Genomic DNA, 17,087 nt, shown 5'->3' on the forward strand with positions numbered 1-17,087 from the left:
CCGGCCCGGCCCGGGTTCCTAAGGTTTGTGGCGTCAGCGGAAAGCGTCCCGGACGCTTTTCTTTCCCCGTTCTTTCCGGAGCAGGTACCCTCATGCCCGAATCCGTCTGGGTCGCCCAGTCTGATCCGCGGGTCCGGCCATTGCTCGCCGACCTGGCCCGCGAATATTCGACGCGCTACCACCGCGTTCTCACCGATGTTCACTTCGAACTCCGCGAATACCCCGCGGCGCGGTTCGCGCCCCCGGAAGGGGGGCTGCTGCTGCTCGTCGACGGCGGCCAGGCCGTCGCGGGTGGTGCCTTCCAGCGGTACGACGACGAAACCGCCGAGCTCAAGCGGATCTGGACCCACCGCGCACACCGGGGCCGCGGGCTCGCCCGTCGTGTCGTCGCCGAGCTGGAGGCCGAGGCCACCGACCGCGGGTACACCCGGATCCACCTGACGACCGGCCCGAACCAGCCGGAGGCACGTGGACTCTACCTGGCCACCGGGTACACGCCGCACTTCGACGTCGATGCGGTTCCGGCCACGCGCCTGCGGTTCTCCAAAGCGCTCCCGGTCTCCGTGGGGACGAGATGACCAGCGACCTCGGGACCCGGCCGGCGGCCGCCGCCGCGCCGGAAGAGTCGCTCGAGATCGTGCCCGCGCGGCACCCGATGACCTGGGTGGCCGCCGGCGTCGTGGCCGTCCTCGTCGCGATGGCGGGGCACGCCCTGGTGACCAACAAGGCGTTCGACTGGCCGACGTTCGCCCGGTTCGTCTTCCAGAAATCGATCTTGGAAGCGGTCGCGCTGACACTGGAGCTGACGTTGTTCGGCGTGGTCGCCGGATTCCTGCTGGGCACGGTGCTGGCGTTGATGCGGATTTCCCGGAATCCGCTGCTTCGCGCGGTCAGCTGGACCTACACCTGGATCTTCCGGTCGGTCCCGCTCATTCTGCAGCTGCTGTTCTGGTACAACCTCGCGATCCTGTACAACGAGATCTCCTTCGGCGTCCCGTTCGGGCCGTCGTTCGTGTCGGTCGGGACGATGAGCCTCATCCCGCCGTTCCTCGCCGCCGGCCTCGGGCTCGCCCTGCACCAAGGCGCCTACGCGGCGGAGATCGTGCGCGCCGGGTTCCTGGCGGTGGACGCCGGCCAGCGCGAAGCCGCGGCGGCGCTCGGCATCCCGGCCGGCCGGCAGTTCCGCAGGATCGTGCTGCCCCAGGCGATGCGGACGATCGTGCCGACCGCGGCCAACGAGATCGTGGGCCTGCTGAAGGCGACGTCGCAGGTCTACGTGATGGCGCTGCCCGAGCTCTTCTACCAGGTCCAGGTGATCTACACGCGCAGCGGCCGGGTGATCCCGCTGCTGCTCGTGGCCACCGCCTGGTACCTCGCGCTGACCACCGTGCTGTCGATCGCCCAGTACTACGTCGAACGCCACTTCGGCCGCGGCACCCAGCGCACGCTGCCACCGACACCGTTGCAGCGCTTGCGCGGTGCCGGGAGGCGGCGATGACCGCGGAATACATGGTGGACGTCCGGCGGATCCACAAGAGCTTCGGTGCGCTGACCGTCCTCGACGGCGTCGACCTCCAGGTGCGGCGGGGAGAGGTCACCGTTCTCCTGGGACCGTCCGGCTCCGGGAAGTCGACGCTGCTGCGGCTGATCAACCACCTCGAACGCGCCGACCGCGGCTTCATCAGCGTCGGCGGCGAGCTGATGGGCTACCGGCGCGCGGGCGATCGCCTGCACGAGCTCAAGGAACGCGAAATCCTCAAGCAGCGCACGAGGATCGGGTTCGTCTTCCAGAACTTCAACCTGTTCGGGCACCTGACCGTGCTGGAAAACGTCGTCGAGGCACCGATCTCCGCCCAGCGCCGTCCGCGTGGTGAAGTCGAGACCGAGGCGCGCGAGCTGCTCGCCAGGGTCGGGCTCGAGGACAAGGTGTCCGAATACCCGCGTCGGCTGTCCGGGGGACAGCAGCAGCGGGTCGCGATCGCGCGGGCACTGGCACTGGCGCCGGACGTCCTGCTCTTCGACGAACCCACCTCGGCGCTCGACCCCGAGCTGGTCGGTGAGGTCCTGGCCGTGATCCGGGACCTGGCGCGGGCGGGGACGACGATGGTCGTCGTCACCCACGAGCTGGGCTTCGCCCGCGAGGTCGCCGACACCGTCGTGTTCCTCGACGAAGGGCGGGTGGTCGAACAGGGCCCGCCCGCCGAAGTGCTGGACAACCCCCGGCACGCCCGCACCCGGGCCTTCGTCGACAAAGTCCTTTGAGGAGAATGATGAAACTGAGAACGCTCCTGCTCGCTTCGGTGTTCGCGCTCGCCGCGTGCGGCAGCCCGGAAGCCGCGACCACCGCGCCCGCGGACCAGCCGGGCGGGGTGAACATCACCGCGAACCAGAACCGCGTCCGGGCGCAGAAGGTCGACGCGATCGCCGCGCTCGTGCCCGCCGACATCCGCGCCCGCGGCACGCTCGTCGTCGGGACCACCGGCAACGGTACCCCGCCGCTGTCGTTCCGGGCGGACGACGACAAGACGGTCATCGGCGTCGAGCCCGACCTCGCGCAGCTGGTCGCCGACGTGCTCGGCCTGAAGCTCGAACTGCGGGCCTCGTCGTGGGAGAACCTGTTCCTGTCGGTGGAGAACCGGCAGTTCGACGCCGGCTTCTCGAACATCACGGTGACCGAGGAGCGCAAGGACAAGTACGATTTCGCGACCTACCGCAAGGACACCATCGCGTTCGAGGTCAAGAACGAGAAGAACGTCGTGGTGAAGGACGCGAAGGACATCGCGGGGCTGACCGTCGGCGTCGGTGCCGGGACGAACCAGGAGCAGATCCTGCTGCGGTGGGACCAGCAGAACAAGACGGCCGGCCTGGCCCCGGTGAAGTTCCAGTACTACCAGGCGACTTCGGACTACTACCTGGCGCTGCAGTCCGGCCGGATCGACGCCTACGTCGGCCCCAACCCGACCTCGGCCTACCACGTGGCCGTCGAGGGCAAGACGAAGATCGTCGGCACGGTGTCCGGCGGGGGCACGATCCCGGCGGACATCGCGGCCATGACCAAGAAGGACGACGGCCTGGTGGCGTCCCTGCAGCGGGCGCTGGACACGGTGATCAAGAACGGCCAGTACGCCGAGGTGCTCAAACGCTGGAACCTCGGGTCGGAGGCACTGCCGGCCTCCGAGGTCAACCCGCGGGGACTGCCCCGCAAGTGAGCGGGGCCCTCAGCGGCTGATCGTCGCGGCGTAGTCGAACAGCGTCACGCGGTCGCGCAGCTTCGTCTTCGTCATCAGGCTGGCGACGTGCTTCTCCACCGTCTTGGGGGAAATCAGCAGGCGCCGGGCGATGTCGGTGTTGCCGAGCCGGTGCGCGAGGAGGCGGAACACGTCGTACTCGCGCACCGTCACGCCGGCGTCGCGCAGCTCGCGGGGGAGCCGGTGGAGGCCCGGCCGTCGCTGGCGGACGGACTCCCCGGCTCGCCGCAGCAGAGCGCGGCACGCCCCGGCGGTCGCCGGGACGGCGGCATCGTGGAAGTACTCCTCGGCCGCCCTCAGCCACGGGACGGGGTCACCCCACCCGTCGGCGAGGGCGGCCTCGGCCACGAGCCGGGCGCCGAGGTGGCCGGCCATCGGGTAGGGGCGTGCCGCCTCCTGCGCTTCCCGCACCGCGGCTCCCGCCCCGGCGGCATCACCCCGGCGGCCGCGCGCGACCGCCCGGGCCAGCGCGGTGAACTGGCGGTTCCAGCGCAGCCGGCTCGCGGGTGCGGTGTCCGGCTCCTCCTCCCCGGCGAGGACGTCGAGCAGGTTCGCGAGCCCGTGCTGCCCGGACAGCGGTGAGCCGCCGGTGTCGTGGGTGCGGACGAGCTTCAGGTCGCGCCGGGCGCGGTCGCGGTCTTCCTCCAGCAACGCGCAGAACGCCTGGGCCAGGCCCTGGCACAGGGCGAGGTCCGGGTGGTCGCCGCCGGCGGAGCGCAACGCGCCGATGGCTTCCGCCATGGCCGTCCGGTCCGCCTGGTGGGCGGCGAGGACGGCACGGACCGCGTGGGTCTGCCGGACGACGGACGGGAGGTGTGCGGCGGCCGTCGTCACCTCCGCGAGCCGCTGGGCCGCAGCCCGGTAGTCACCCCCGAGCACCAGCCCGTGCAGGACGACCGCCACCTCGGCCGAATGGGCCGCGACGACCGCGCCGCTGTCCTCGGCCTGCCGGCGAACCGGCACGAGGCCGCCGGTGTCGCCGTCGGTCAGCGCGGAGAGCTCCCCGAGCCGCAGCAGGACGTGCGTGCGCCAGAGCGGCATCCGGCGCGCTTCGGTCAGCTGCCGGGCCCGTTCGAGATACCCGCGTGCTCGCGCCGGATCCGGTTCACGCGCCAGAACTCCCAGCACCAGCAACGCCTGGCAGACGGCGATCGGATCGTCGTGCCGCTCGGCCTGCTCCAGCGCGACGGCGGCGAGCCGCCCGGCTTCGGTGGCCCGGCCCGGGAGTTCGAGGAGCAGCAGGGCCTGCACGGCGTCGATCGCCGCGCGGTGCCGGTCGGAAGCGGTGCCGCCGCGGGTGTGCTGGGCGACGGCCACCGCGCCGTGCCGGTCCGGGCCGGCCGGTTCGTGGTCGCCGGGTGCCGCGGGCCGGCGATCCGGGATGCCGTGGCGGGCGCGCACCGCCGTCACCTGGGCGAGGCCGTCGTCGATCCGGCCGGCCAGGCAGGCGGCCCAGGCCAGCCGCGCGTGCAGCGCGACGGCCCGGTCGAACAGCCCGATCTCGGAGAACCGGGCCGCCAGCGAGAACGCGCGGTCGACCTGTCCGGTCTCGCCGAGGGCGTGGACCAGCGACTCCAGGACGGTGCCGCGCAACGGCAGGTCCGGGCTGTCGGTCAGCAGGGCGTCGGCGCGATCGAGCAGCGCGATCGCCGTGCCGGTCGCCGCCGTCTCGAGCGCTCGTTGCCCGGCGGTGGCGAACAGCCGGCCGGCCGTGGCCCGGTCGCCCGCGAGCTGCCGCAGCTCGGCGACCCGGGCGCACCAGTCACCGGGCAGGCCGAGGTACAGGAGCTCGATGGCGTCGGCGGCCAGCCGGGCGAGCTCCGCGCGCCGCGTCGGGCTCAGCTGCGTGAGCACCGCTTCGGCCGTCAGCGGGTGGCCGAAGACGTACCAGCCGAGCGCCGCCGGGTCCGGCTCGACGAGCTGCGCGTCGGCCGCCGCGTCGAGGAACACCGCGACCGTGCGGTCGTCGGCCCCGGCGGCCCGTTGCACCACCGGCGCGGCGAACCGCCGGCCGAGGACCGCGGCGACGGCCAGCAGGCCGGCACCTTCGGACCCGAGCCGGGCCATCCGGGTGGCGACGCTGCCGGCCAGCGCCGCGGGCACGGTCCCGGTGTCCGCCAGCTGCCAGCCGCCGGGGTGCTCGGTCAGCAGCCGGTCGTGGACCAGCTCGTGCAGCAGTTCTTCGACGAGGAACGGGATCCCGGTGCTGAGCTGCCACAGGTGGGCGGCCGTCTCGGCCGGGACCCGCGCGCGGTCCGTCCCGAGGCACGCCGCGACGACGTCGTGCACCGCGGCGGGGCCGAGCCGCGGCAGCGTGCGCAAGGCGCAGACGCCTCGGCGCGCGGCGGACCGGGCGATGTCCCGGGCGGCGGACGGGTCGGCGCGGAGCGTGCCGATCAGCAGCACGCGCACGGACTCCAGGTTGTTGACCAGGTACTCCAGCACGAACAGCGTTTCGGCGTCGGTGTCGTGCAGGTCGTCGAGGACCAGCACGCAGCCGCCGGCCCGGCCGACCACGGCCAGCAGCCGCAGCACCGCCTCGGCGACGACCAGCAGCGGCGGTGCCGGGTCGTCGTCCGGGACCCCGCGCCAGTCGGGCACGAGCACACCCAGCGCCGGCAGGTAGGGCCCGAGCTCGCCGACGTCGACCGGCTCGGTGTCCCGGGTCAGGGAGAACAGCGCTTCGGCCAGCGGCCGGAACGGCACCACCGGCCCGACCGAGCTGCCCTGCCCGCGCAGCACCCGCGCGCCCCGGCCGGCCGCCCGTGCCGCCACCTCACGGGCCAGCCGGGACTTGCCGATCCCGCTTTCCCCGGCGAGGAAGACGGCGCCGCCGCGCCCGGCCAGCGCGTCGTCGAAGGCCGTGTTCAGCTCCCGCAGCTCCTCGTCCCGGCCGACCAGCTCCGGCGAGCGGATCAGCATGCCGGGAAAAAGGCATGATCATCGGAATAATCGTATTCACGCATCGAATGGTTCCCCCAGGTATCCGGCCCCCCCGTTATGGGATACACGACCGTCCGGACAACGCCAACCGGGACCGAATGCTGGAATTCACCGCGGCGATACCCGCCGGCCTTTCGGTGGGTGGTGGGGCAGGTTCCCCCAGGTTTCCCGCTCGGGCGGGAGGAAGGGCGATCCCGGCGAATGGTCCGTTCGGAGGTTGACACGCACCGGGCGGCCCGCGTCCCACGCCGGCGGCGTGACCAAGAGCGCAGGGAAAGGTTCAGGCCACTGGCGCCGAGGAGCTGAACAGGCAGGATTCGCCTGTTCGTGAGGAATTCGCGAAGCCGGCGAAAACTTGGGGGAGTCACCCCCATAGCGCCGCGGCGTCCGGCATGGGCAGACTGGCGAACGCCACGGCTGGGGTGAAGTGAACCGGGGCACTGGGGAACCACGGCTGAATTCGGTGCGGGCGAACCGCGGCCGGACATCGGCGTGGACTGGTTCCGGCGCGGCCGGATCAGGCCCTTTCGTGAGAACGATCGGGCATTTCGTTCTGAACAGGACAGCTCCTTCACGCGCCGCCCCGAATGCGGCGGCTCGGCAGAATGCGGGGACAACAAGTGGGTGCGAACGGAATCACCCGGGTCGGCGTGGTCGGCTCGGGCACGATGGGCGCCGGGATCGCGGAGCTCTGCGCGACCAGGGGACTCGACGTCCGGCTGGCGGTATCCCGGGAGTCGTCCCTGGTGTCGGCCCCGGCGCGGATCGCGGCGTCGCTGAGCCGCCGCGTCGAAAAGGGCAAGCTCACGGCCGGGGAACGCGACGCGGCACTGGGCCGGATCAGCGTCGGCACGGACCTGGCCGACCTCGGCGACCGGCAGCTGGTCATCGAGGCGATCCCGGAGGACGAGCAGCTCAAGCTCGGCCTCTTCGCCACCCTGGACAAGATCGCCGGCGACGACACGATCCTCGCCAGCACGACCTCGGCGATCGCGATCACCCGGCTCGCCGCCGCGACCGGCCGGCCGGAACGCGTGCTGGGCCTGCACTTCTTCAACCCCGTCACGGCGCTGAAGCTCGTCGAGGTCGTCCCCGCCCTGCCGACCGCGGCGGCCGTGACCGAGCGCGTGACCGCGTTCGCCGAACACACGCTGGACCGGCAGCCGATCACCGTCGCCGACCAGAGCGGCTTCGTCGTCAACGCCCTGCTGATCCCGTACCTGCTCGCGGCGATCCGCATGGTCGACACCGGATACTGCCCGGCCGAGGACGTCGACCGCGCCATGGAACTGGGCTGCGCGCACCCGATGGGCCCGCTGAAGCTGGCCGACCTCATCGGCCTCGACGTCGTCGCCGCCATCGCGGCCGCGCTGCACGAGGAGTTCAAGCAGCCCCTCTACGCCGCCCCGCCGTCGCTGTCCCGGCTGGTCGAAGCCGGCCACCTCGGCCGCAAGACCGGCCGCGGCTTCCACACGTACTGAACCGAGGAGAAACCGTGCACTCGTTCCTGAACATCAAGAAGTCCGCCCGGATCAGCGACGACTTCTGGGACGTCACCGACAAGGCCGGGCTGTTCGACGTCGTCGTGGCCGGCCTCGGCGACGGCCGTCACCGCGCGCTCGACGACGGCCACGAGTTCGTCAACATGTCCTCCTACTCCTACCTCGGCCTCGACACGCACCCGAAGCTGGTGCGGGCCGCGGCCGACGCCGTGCTCGCCGAAGGCGCGCTGAACACCTCGACGTCCCGGATGCGGGTCCGCTTCGGCGCGCTGAGGGACGCCGAAGCGGCGCTGTCCGAGTTGTTCGACGTCGAGGCCGTGACGCTCAACTCCTGCGCCGCCGCCGCGTGGGCGGCCCTGCCGCTGGTCGCCTCCGGGATCTTCACCGACGGCGAACCGCCGCTGATGGTGTTCGACAAGAACGCGCACTTCTGCCTCAACGCGATGAAGCCGAGCGTCGCCGACGAAACCGAGGTCGCGGTCGTGCCGCACAACGACGTCGAGGCGCTCGAGGAGCTGTGCAAGCGGCACAAGCGGGTCGCCTACGTCGCCGACGGCGTCTACAGCACCGGCGGGCAGGCACCGGTCAAGGAACTCCTGGCCCTGCAGGACAAGTACGGCCTGTTCCTCGTGTTCGACGAGGCGCACGGCATCTCGACGGTCGGCCACCGCGGCCGTGGCGTCGTGCTGGAGGAGCTCGGGCAGATCAACGACCGGACGATCATCATCACCTCGCTCAACAAGGGCTTCGGCGCGTCCGGCGGCGCGATCTTCCTCGGCAAGCGGGGATCCCAGTGGCGGCTGGACACCGCGCAGCGCAACGGTGGCCCGCTGATGTGGTCACAGCGGATCAACACCGCCGGCCTCGGTGGCCTGCTCGCGTCCGCGGAGCTGCACCGCACCGACGAGCTGACCGCGTTGCAGCAGCGGCTGCAGGACAACATCGCGCTCTTCGACCGCCTGGTCGAGACCGGCGAACGCGGCGACGGGCTGCCGATCCGGTTCGTGCGGGTCGGGTCGGAGGACGCGACCGTCCGGCTCGCGCAAGAGCTGTTCCGCAACGGTTTCTACGTCTCGCCGATCTTCTTCCCGATCATCGGCCGCGGCAAGGCGGGCCTGCGGATCATGCTGCGCGCCAGCATGACCACGGCCGAGATCGAGCGGTTCGCCGTCCTGCTGGGTGCGCTGGGGGAGGCGTGACGGCGCTGCGTTCGCACATCGACGTCGCGTCGGAGGGCTTCCGTCGCAACGCCGAGGACTTCGAGGTCAACCGCGAGGTCATCGCCCGGGCCCGGGCCGCCGCGCTCGCCGGGGGCACCGAAAAGGCCCACCGCAAGCACGCCGCGCGCGGCAAGCTGACCGCCCGTCAGCGCGTCGCCCGGTTGCTCGACCCGGGGACGCCGTTGCTGGAGGTCGGCCAGCTCGCCGCCCACGACGTCTACGACGAGCCGGTGCCGTCCGCCGCGCTGGTCACCGGGGTCGGGATCGTCGCCGGACGGCCGTTCATGGTCTTCGCCAACGACGCCACCGTGAAGGGCGGGACGTACTTCCCGCTCGGCGTCCGCAAGCACCTGCGCGGCCAGAAGATCGCCAGGGAGAACGGCCTGGGCTGCATCTACCTGGTCGACTCGGGCGGTGTCTTCCTGCCCCTGCAGGAAGATCTGTTCCCCGACGAGGACCACCTCGGGCGCATCTTCCGCAACATCGCGGAGATGTCCGCCGAGGGGCTGCCGCAGCTGGCCGGCGTGCTGGGCTCGTGCACCGCGGGTGGCGCGTACATCCCGGCGATGTGCGACGAGACGGTGATGGTCCGGGGCACCGGCACGGTGTTCCTCGGCGGCCCGCAGCTGGTGCGCGCGGCGACCGGCGAGGTCGTCGACGCGGAAACGCTCGGCGGCGCCGATCTGCACACCCGCGTCACCGGGGTCGCCGACCACCTCGCCGAGACCGACGACCACGCTCTCCAGATCCTGCGTGACCTGGCGGCCCGCAGCTCCCGGCCACCGCTGTCACCGCCGGCCAGGACACCGCGTCCGCCGAAGTACGACCCCGCCGAGCTGCCCGGCGTCGTGAGCGCCGGCCTGAAGGAGCACATCCCGGCGCGGGAGATCCTCGCGCGGCTGCTCGACGAGAGCGAGTTCACCGAGTACCGCGCCCGCTTCGGCCCGACGATCGTCTGCGGGACCGGGCACGTCGGCGGCTACCCGGTCGGCGTGCTGATCAACGACGGAGTCCTGTTCTCCGAGAGCGCGCAGAAGGCCGCGAACTTCATCGAGGTGTGCGCGCAACGGGACATCCCGCTGCTGTTCCTGCACAACATCAACGGGTTCATGGTCGGCGCCGAGTACGAGGCCGGCGGCATCACCAAGCACGGCGCCAAGCTAGTCAACGCCGTGTCGTGCGCGAAGGTGCCGAAGTTCAGCCTGGTGATCGGCGGCAGCTACGGCGCGGGCAACTTCGCCATGTGCGGCCGGTCCATGGGTTCGCAGCTGATGGCGATGTGGCCGAGTGCCCGGTCCACTGTGGTCGGTGCGGAACAGACGGCGAAGGTGATGACGCTCATCCGCGGTGACCAGCTCGCCAAGGAGGGCCGCGAGCTGACGCCCGAGGAGGAGGCGGAGATTCGCGAGCCGATCCTCGCCTCCTACGAACGGCAGGCGCAGCCGCTGTACTACGCGGCCCGCCTGTGGGTCGACGCCGTGGTGGACCCGGTCGAGACGCGCGACTGGCTGGCGCTGTGCCTGGCCATGGCCGCCGACGCGCCGAAGCGGGAAACCCGCTTCGGGGTCTTCAGGATGTGAGGGACGATGCCGAAACGTGTGCTCATCGCCAACCGCGGGGAGATCGCCCGCCGGATCGCGCGCACCTGCCGCCGGCTCGGCGTCGACCACGTCGCGGTGCACTCCACCGCCGACGCCGGGGCGGCCCACCTCGAGGACGCCGTCGAGACCGTCCACATCGGACCTGCGCCGGCCCGCGAGAGCTACCTCGACATCGAGGCCGTGATCGACGCGGCGCTGCGGACCGACTGCGACGCCGTCCACCCCGGCTACGGCTTCCTGTCCGAAAACCCGGAGTTCGCCGCCCGCGTCACCGAAGCCGGGCTCGTCTACATCGGACCGGACGCGGCCACGATCGCGGCGATGGGGGACAAGGCCCGGGCCCGGGAGCTGATGGCCGCCGCCGGGGTCCCGGTGCTGCCGGGCTCCGAGCACGCGACGGAGTCGGCGGACGTCCTGCTCGCCGACGCGTGCCGGATCGGCTACCCGGTGATCCTCAAGCCGGTCGCCGGGGGCGGTGGCAAGGGCATGCGCGTGGTCCACGCCGAAACCGACCTGCCCGACGCGGTCGCGGAAGCCGTCCGGCTGGGCCGGGCCGGGTTCGGCGACGGCCGGCTGCTGGCCGAGCGGTACGTCGCCGCGCCGCGGCACATCGAGGTGCAGGTCTTCGGGGACCGGCACGGGAACGTCGTCCACCTCTTCGAACGCGAGTGCTCGCTGCAGCGCCGGCACCAGAAGATCGTCGAGGAGGCACCGGCACCGCACCTGCCGTCGACCACCCGCCACGCCCTGCTGGACGCGGCGGTGCGCGGCGCGTCCGCGCTGGGCTACGTCGGCGCGGGGACGTTCGAGTTCATCCTCGATGGCGACGGCCGGTTCTTCTTCCTCGAGGTGAACACCCGGCTGCAGGTGGAGCACCCGGTCACCGAGGAGATCACCGGGCTCGACCTCGTCGAGTGGCAGCTGCGCGTCGCCGACGGCGAACCGCTCCCGCTGCCGCAGTGGCAAATCCGCGACACCGGGCACGCGATCGAGTGCCGCGTCTACGCCGAGGACCCCGAGCACGGTTTCCGGCCGGCGCCGGGGCACGCCGAGGCCGTCCGGTGGCCCCGGGACGTGCGCGTCGAGGCCGCGTTCGACGAGTCCGGCGCCGTGCCCGGGTTCTACGACCCGATGGTCGCCAAGCTGGTGGCCACCGGAGCGGACCGGCCCGCGGCGCTCGCCCGCCTGCGCACGGCGATCGCCGGAACCACGCTCGTCGGCCTGACCACGAACCTCGGCTTCCTCGGCGAACTGCTGGCCGAACCCCGGGTCGCCGAGGGCCGGGTGGACACCCACCTCGTCGACGACTTCACCGCCCGGCCCGCTCCGCACGACCGGGACGCGCGAGCGCTGGCGTGCGCGGCGGCGATGGCGGTCCCGGACCGGGCGGCCACGGCGTCGCCGTGGACCGGGACCGTCGGGGCGTTCGACCGCGCCGCCCTCGATCCGGACGCGCCGCTCGGGCGGATCGTCCTGCGCCGCGACGGCCGCGACCACGAGGCCCGGCTGGTGGCCCGCGACCGCGCCGGGCTGCACGTCGAGGCCGGCGGCCGTCGCTTCACCGTGTCCGCCGAACCGGTACCCGGCGGGCTCTTCCGCGGCACGGTGGGGACCACCCGCTGGACGGGTTTGCCCACCGCGGACGGCTACGAGATCGTCCTCGACGGCCACCGCGTCGCGGTGGCCCGCCGGACGTTCGCCGAAGGCGGCGGCGACGCCTCCGACGGTGCGGTGCGCACACCGATGCCCGGGGTCGTGGTCGGCGTGGCCTGCGAGCCCGGCGCGCGGGTCGAAGCGGGGGAGCTGCTGGTGGTCGTCGAGGCCATGAAGATGGAGAACCGCATCGTCGCGCCCTTCGACGGCACCGTCGACCGGCTGTCCTGCGCGCTGAACGACGGCGTCACCGCCGACCAGGTCCTCGTCACCCTGAACCCGTTAGGAGACTCCGATGTCTGACGCACCCACCCTGTTGTTCGTCGGCGGTGCCCGGCCGTTGTCCTTCAGCCTCGACATGGCCGCGGAGGCGCTCGCCCAGGCGGCGGCCCGCGGCCTCCGCGTGCACGTCACCAACACCGCCGAGGTGCTCGCCGCGACCAGGGACGTCGTCGCGAAGGCGACCGAAACGTCCACTGTGGACGTCCTGAAGCCCGGCGAGTCCGCGTCCTGGGCCCGGGAGCGGGGCGAGCGTTTCGACGCCGTCTACGCGCTGCAGGAGCTGGCCCAGGTCGCCGTCGCCGAGACGGCGGAAGCGGTCGGCGTCGCGGGGAACCCGCCCGATGCCGTGCACCGCGTCCGGACCAAGGACGCCTGCCGGGAAGCACTGGCCGCCGCCGGGTTCCCGCAGCCGGTCGTCCGGCTGTGCGCGAACGAAGCCGAGGCGGCAGCGTTCCTGGGCGAGTACGCCGGGCCGTGGATCGTGAAACCGCGCGACGCCATGGGCAGCACCGGCGTGAGCCTGGTGACCGAGCCCGCGCGGCTGCCCGCGGCGATCGCGCTGCTGCCGGACGCGAAGCCGTTCCTCGTCGAGCAGTTCGTCGAGGGCCCGGAGTTCAGCGTCGAGGGCGTCTTCCTCGGTGGCGTGCCGAAGATCCTCGCCGTCACCGCCAAGGAGAAGGTGCCGCCACCGTTCTTCGTCGAGACCGGCCACGTGCTGCCCGCGCCGCTGCCGGACGCCCGGCGGCAGGAGATCGAAGAGCAGGTGACGGGCGCGCTGAAGACGCTCGGGCTGCGGGTCGGCGGCTTCCACGTCGAGCTGTGGCTCACCCCCGCCGGGGTCGTGCTCGGCGAGGTGCACGGCCGGTTCGGCGGCGACTGGATCCACCGCATGCTCGCCCACGCCATCCCCGGCCTCGAGCTGTACGGGCTGGTCTTCGACGACCTGCTCGGCCGCCCGCGCACCGACGTCCCGCTCGAACCGAGCCGCGGTGCCGCCGTCCGGTACTTCACGCCGCCGCCGGGCCGGATCGCCGCCGTCGAGGGCTGGGAAGACGTTCTCGCGCACCCGGCCGTCCTGCACGCGGAACTCGGTGTCGGGCCCGGCGACGAAATCAAGCCGCTGACCCGGTCCGGCGACCGCGTCGGGCTGGTCGTCGTCGGTGCCGACACCCCCGAGGCGGCGAGCGCGCTGGCCGCCGACCTCGTGGACTCGGTGAAGTTCGTGCCCGAGTCCGCAACCGATCGCCTGCCGGGCCTGTGGGCCCTGCGCTGACCCCAGAGGAAGACACCGCGGACATGATCGACATCGGCATTCTCAGTACCGGCTCGTACCTGCCCGATCGGGTCGTCCCCAACGCCGAGATCGCCCCGGCGGCCGGGGTCGACGCGGCGTGGATCGAACGCAAGACCGGCATCCGCGAACGCCGGCACGCCGCACCCGGGCAGGCCACCTCCAACCTCGCGGCGATCGCGGCCGACCGCGCCCTGCTCGCCGCGGGCCTGAGCCCGGACGACGTCGACCACGTCGTCGTCGCGACCTCCACCCCGGACCACCCGCAGCCGGCCACGGCCAGCCTGGTCCAGCACCTCATCGGCGCCCGCTCGGCTTCGGCCGTCGACGTCAACGCCGTCTGCAGCGGGTTCGTCTACGCGCTGGAGATGGCTCGCGGGCTCGTGCGGGACGGCGGGCGCGCGCTGGTGATCGGCGCCGACATCTACTCCCGCATCCTGGACGTGCGTGACCGCAAGACCTCGATCCTGTTCGGTGACGGTGCGGGAGCGGTCGTGCTCGGCCCCGTACCGGCGGGAGGGGGCGTCATCGGCACGAGGCTGCGCGGACACGGCGACGCCCACCGGCTCATCGGCGTGCGCGCCGGCGGCAGCCGGCTGCCCGCGTCGGTGCGGTCGGTGCTGGACGGCGAGCACTTCTTCCGGATGGACGGCCGCGGGGTCCGCGAGTTCGTCAACGGCCACGTTCCCGACGCGATTTCCCACGCACTGCGGGAAAGCGGACTGCCCGCCACCGCCGTCGACCACCTGGTGCCGCACCAGGCCAACGGCGTCATGCTGCGCGAGCTGGGCGAGGCGCTCGACCTGCCGAACGCCGCCCTGCACCTGACCGTCGACCGGTTCGCCAACACCGGCGCGGCGTCCGTGCCGATCACGCTCGACGCCGCCCACCGCGCGGGCGCCCTGTCCGTCGGCGACGTCGTGCTGCTGGCGGCGTTCGGCGGCGGCATGAACCTCGGCGTGACCCTCTGCCGGTGGACCGCCACCCCGCCGCGCGGCGACCTCGACGGCCGGCACCGCGCCGATGCCCTGTCCCACCGCTGAGAAAGGCCTGCCATGCCCGCGCTCCTTCCCCGCGGCGGACCACCCCGGCTCCTCGCGGTGGCGACCCTGGTCACGATGACCGGCTACGGCGTCTACCTGACCGCCGGCGTCCTGTACTTCACCCGCGTCGTCCACCTGCCCGCCGGCCAGGTCGGCCTCGGGCTGACGGTCGCCGGCGCGGTGTCGCTCTCGGCCGGGATCCCGTTCGGGCACCTCGCCGACCGCCACGGCGCCCGCACGGTCTACGCGCTCACGCTGGTCCTCGGCGCGGTCTCCATGGCGGGACTGTGCCTGGCGCAAGGGTTCTGGTCGTTCGTCGTGTTCGCGAGCCTCGGCGCCGCGGCCCAGACGGCCGGGCCCGCCGCCCGCAGCCCACTGGTGCAGGAGTACGGCGGCGACCGCCCCGCGGAGTTCCGCGGCTACCTCCGGTCGGTGACGAACCTGGGCATCGCGCTCGGCGCGCTGCTGGCCGGCTGGGGCGTCGCGGCGGACACCCGCAACGCGTACCTGCTGCTCATCGCGGGCAGCGCGGTGGCCTACGCGGCGAGCACGGCCATCGTGTTGTTCCTGCCGGCGGTACCCCCGAAACCGGCCGGGACGGGCCCGCGCTGGGTGGCGCTGCGGGACCGGCCGTACCTGGTGCTGACGCTGCTCGACGGCGTCATGGCGATCCAGTACCGCGTGCTGACGGCAGCGGTCCCGCTCTGGCTGGTCGCCCGGACGACGGCGCCGAACTGGACGGTCTCCGGCGTGATGGTGGTCAACACGGTGATCGTGGTGTTCTTCCAGGTCCGCGCGAGCCGCCGGATCGACACGACGAAGGCGGGCGCGGTGGCGTTCCGGCGCGCCGGGTTCGCGTTCTTCGCCGCCTGCGTGGCGATCGCGGCGATGGCGGGCGCGCCGACCTGGCTCGCGCTGGTGCTCCTGCTGGCCGCGGTGATCGTGCACACGGTGGGCGAGATCTGGCAGGCGGCGGGCGGGTTCGAGCTGTCGTTCACGCTCGCGCCGCCGCACGCGGTCGGGCAGTACCAGGGGTTGTTCGGCATGGGGCTGGGCCTGGGCGTGACGCTCGGCCCGGCGGTCCTGATCGCGCTGTGCATCACCTGGGGCACGCCGGGCTGGCTCGTCGTCGGCGGCCTCTTCGCGGCGACGGGCCTCGCCGTCCCGGCCGTCGTCCGCTGGGCCGAGCGCGACCGGGCGCGCCCGGCTCTCGTCTGATCACCCGGCCAGCAGCGGGACGACGTCGCGGAGGATCCGCCCGGCGTCCTCGGGGAGCACCGCCGGCCGCAGCCGGACCCCGGCGAGTCCGTGCTCGTCGCGCCACCGGGTCAGGACTTCGGCGAGTCCGGCCGGGGAGCCGGTGAAGATCCCCGTGTCGGTCGTCCAGGGTGCGCCGGCTTCGCGGTCGAGCCGGGCGAGCCTCGCGTGTGCGTGCTCGTCGGTGTCGCCGAGGACCACCGCGATGTCCGCGTAGGCCTCGGTGGGCGTGGCGTCCGGGGTCAGGCCTTCGACCGTCCGGAAGGCGGCCAGCACCCGGGGAAGCGGGTGGTCGCCGGTCGGGGTGAGCAGGACCCGGTCGGCGACCGCCGCGGCGAGCCGGTAGGGCTCCAGGGCGTGGTGGGCGAGCGTGACGACCGGGGGCGTCGCGAACACCGGGACGTTCAGCGGGCCGGGGGTCGTGCCGATCCGGTCCGGTCGCCAGAACTCGTCCCCGGAACCGAGTGCGCCGGCGGGGAACGTCGTCCAGAGGTCGCGCACGGTCCGCACGTGGGTTTCCGCGTCCCGGAACAGATCCCGCAGGCGACGGGCGATCCGGGCCGGGACGTGGACGTCCTCGGGCCGCAGCTCCGGTGTCGGTGTCCCGCCGACGACCACGGCGTCGCGCGCGTTGGCCGACACCTGCGGCCGCCACGCCACCCGGCCCGGCCCGATCGCCGCCAGGGACGCCAGCTGGGTGGCGATGGGGAAGGGGCCGGTGTGCGTCACGTTCCGGGTGACCACGACCTCGCCGACGGTCGAGGCCGACAGCAGGACCGCGGCGGTCACCACCGGATCCAGCCGGCCGCGGACCCGGGCGGCCGGGTCCGCGGGGGCGGCGCCGAACTGCTCGGTCTGGGCGGTCAGGCCGTCTTCGAGCGTGATGAAGCCGATGCCGGCTTCCGCGCCGGCCCGGCCCCAGCCGGCCCAGTACTCGCCACCGAAGAGCGCGGCCGGTTCGGTCACCGCCGACGCCTGCCAGGCCGCGGGATGCCAGCCGACGCCGTCCAAAGCCAGTCCGAGACGAAATTCGGTCACCATGGATGG

13 protein-coding genes are annotated in these 17,087 nt (G+C 72.9%); 11 read left to right on the forward strand and 2 right to left on the reverse strand.

Annotated elements, in window-relative coordinates; genetic code table 11:
• Positions 1–92: 92 nt before the first annotated feature.
• From AA23TX_RS34465 to AA23TX_RS34480, 4 genes are read left to right on the forward strand one after another with little or no spacing between them, the layout of a single operon-like run.
• Complete coding sequence (locus AA23TX_RS34465) at positions 93–578, forward strand: GNAT family N-acetyltransferase (RefSeq protein WP_155546877.1); 486 nt, start codon at positions 93–95, stop codon at positions 576–578.
• Complete coding sequence (locus tag AA23TX_RS34470; protein ID WP_155546878.1) at positions 575–1,498, forward strand: amino acid ABC transporter permease; 924 nt, start codon at positions 575–577, stop codon at positions 1,496–1,498. Before AA23TX_RS34465 ends, AA23TX_RS34470 begins: the two co-directional genes overlap by 4 nt.
• On the forward strand, positions 1,495–2,262 hold the full coding sequence (locus tag AA23TX_RS34475; protein WP_155546879.1) for an amino acid ABC transporter ATP-binding protein: 768 nt from the start codon (positions 1,495–1,497) through the stop codon (positions 2,260–2,262). The genes AA23TX_RS34470 and AA23TX_RS34475 overlap by 4 nt, the downstream gene beginning before the upstream one ends.
• Positions 2,263–2,270: 8 nt before the next feature.
• The gene (locus AA23TX_RS34480; protein WP_155546880.1) at positions 2,271–3,209 is read left to right on the forward strand and encodes an ABC transporter substrate-binding protein; all 939 of its coding nucleotides are present in this window, start codon (positions 2,271–2,273) and stop codon (positions 3,207–3,209) included.
• A gap of 9 nt (positions 3,210–3,218) precedes the next feature.
• Here AA23TX_RS34480 and AA23TX_RS34485 read toward each other — a convergent pair whose 3' ends face one another.
• Positions 3,219–6,170, reverse strand: coding sequence for a helix-turn-helix transcriptional regulator (locus AA23TX_RS34485; protein ID WP_155546881.1), 2,952 nt, complete (start codon positions 6,168–6,170; stop codon positions 3,219–3,221).
• A 641-nt stretch (positions 6,171–6,811) separates the two neighbouring features.
• Here AA23TX_RS34485 and AA23TX_RS34490 point away from each other — a divergent pair.
• Genes AA23TX_RS34490 through AA23TX_RS34520 form a run of 7 tightly spaced genes read left to right on the forward strand, consistent with a single transcriptional unit; the run spans position 6,812 to position 16,001 of the window.
• The gene (locus AA23TX_RS34490; RefSeq protein WP_277875439.1) at positions 6,812–7,672 is read left to right on the forward strand and encodes a 3-hydroxybutyryl-CoA dehydrogenase; all 861 of its coding nucleotides are present in this window, start codon (positions 6,812–6,814) and stop codon (positions 7,670–7,672) included.
• 14 nt (positions 7,673–7,686) lie between these two features.
• Positions 7,687–8,892, forward strand: a complete 1,206-nt coding sequence (locus AA23TX_RS34495) for an 8-amino-7-oxononanoate synthase family protein (protein ID WP_155546883.1) — start codon at positions 7,687–7,689, stop codon at positions 8,890–8,892.
• Positions 8,889–10,493, forward strand: coding sequence for a carboxyl transferase domain-containing protein (locus tag AA23TX_RS34500; protein WP_155546884.1), 1,605 nt, complete (start codon positions 8,889–8,891; stop codon positions 10,491–10,493). The genes AA23TX_RS34495 and AA23TX_RS34500 overlap by 4 nt, the downstream gene beginning before the upstream one ends.
• A 6-nt stretch (positions 10,494–10,499) precedes the next feature.
• Positions 10,500–12,470, forward strand: coding sequence for an acetyl/propionyl/methylcrotonyl-CoA carboxylase subunit alpha (locus tag AA23TX_RS34505; protein WP_155546885.1), 1,971 nt, complete (start codon positions 10,500–10,502; stop codon positions 12,468–12,470).
• The gene (locus tag AA23TX_RS34510) at positions 12,463–13,722 is read left to right on the forward strand and encodes an ATP-grasp domain-containing protein (RefSeq protein WP_155546886.1); all 1,260 of its coding nucleotides are present in this window, start codon (positions 12,463–12,465) and stop codon (positions 13,720–13,722) included. The genes AA23TX_RS34505 and AA23TX_RS34510 overlap by 8 nt, the downstream gene beginning before the upstream one ends.
• A gap of 23 nt (positions 13,723–13,745) precedes the next feature.
• Entirely contained in the window at positions 13,746–14,783 is a 1,038-nt protein-coding gene (locus tag AA23TX_RS34515) for a 3-oxoacyl-ACP synthase III family protein (RefSeq protein ID WP_155546887.1), read from the forward strand.
• A gap of 12 nt (positions 14,784–14,795) precedes the next feature.
• On the forward strand, positions 14,796–16,001 hold the full coding sequence (locus tag AA23TX_RS34520; RefSeq protein WP_155546888.1) for an MFS transporter: 1,206 nt from the start codon (positions 14,796–14,798) through the stop codon (positions 15,999–16,001).
• Here AA23TX_RS34520 and AA23TX_RS34525 read toward each other — a convergent pair whose 3' ends face one another.
• Positions 16,002–17,081, reverse strand: a complete 1,080-nt coding sequence (locus AA23TX_RS34525) for an LLM class oxidoreductase (protein ID WP_155546889.1) — start codon at positions 17,079–17,081, stop codon at positions 16,002–16,004.
• Positions 17,082–17,087: the final 6 nt, after the last annotated feature.

This window comes from Amycolatopsis camponoti (assembly GCF_902497555.1).
Lineage (GTDB): Bacteria > Actinomycetota > Actinomycetes > Mycobacteriales > Pseudonocardiaceae > Amycolatopsis > Amycolatopsis camponoti.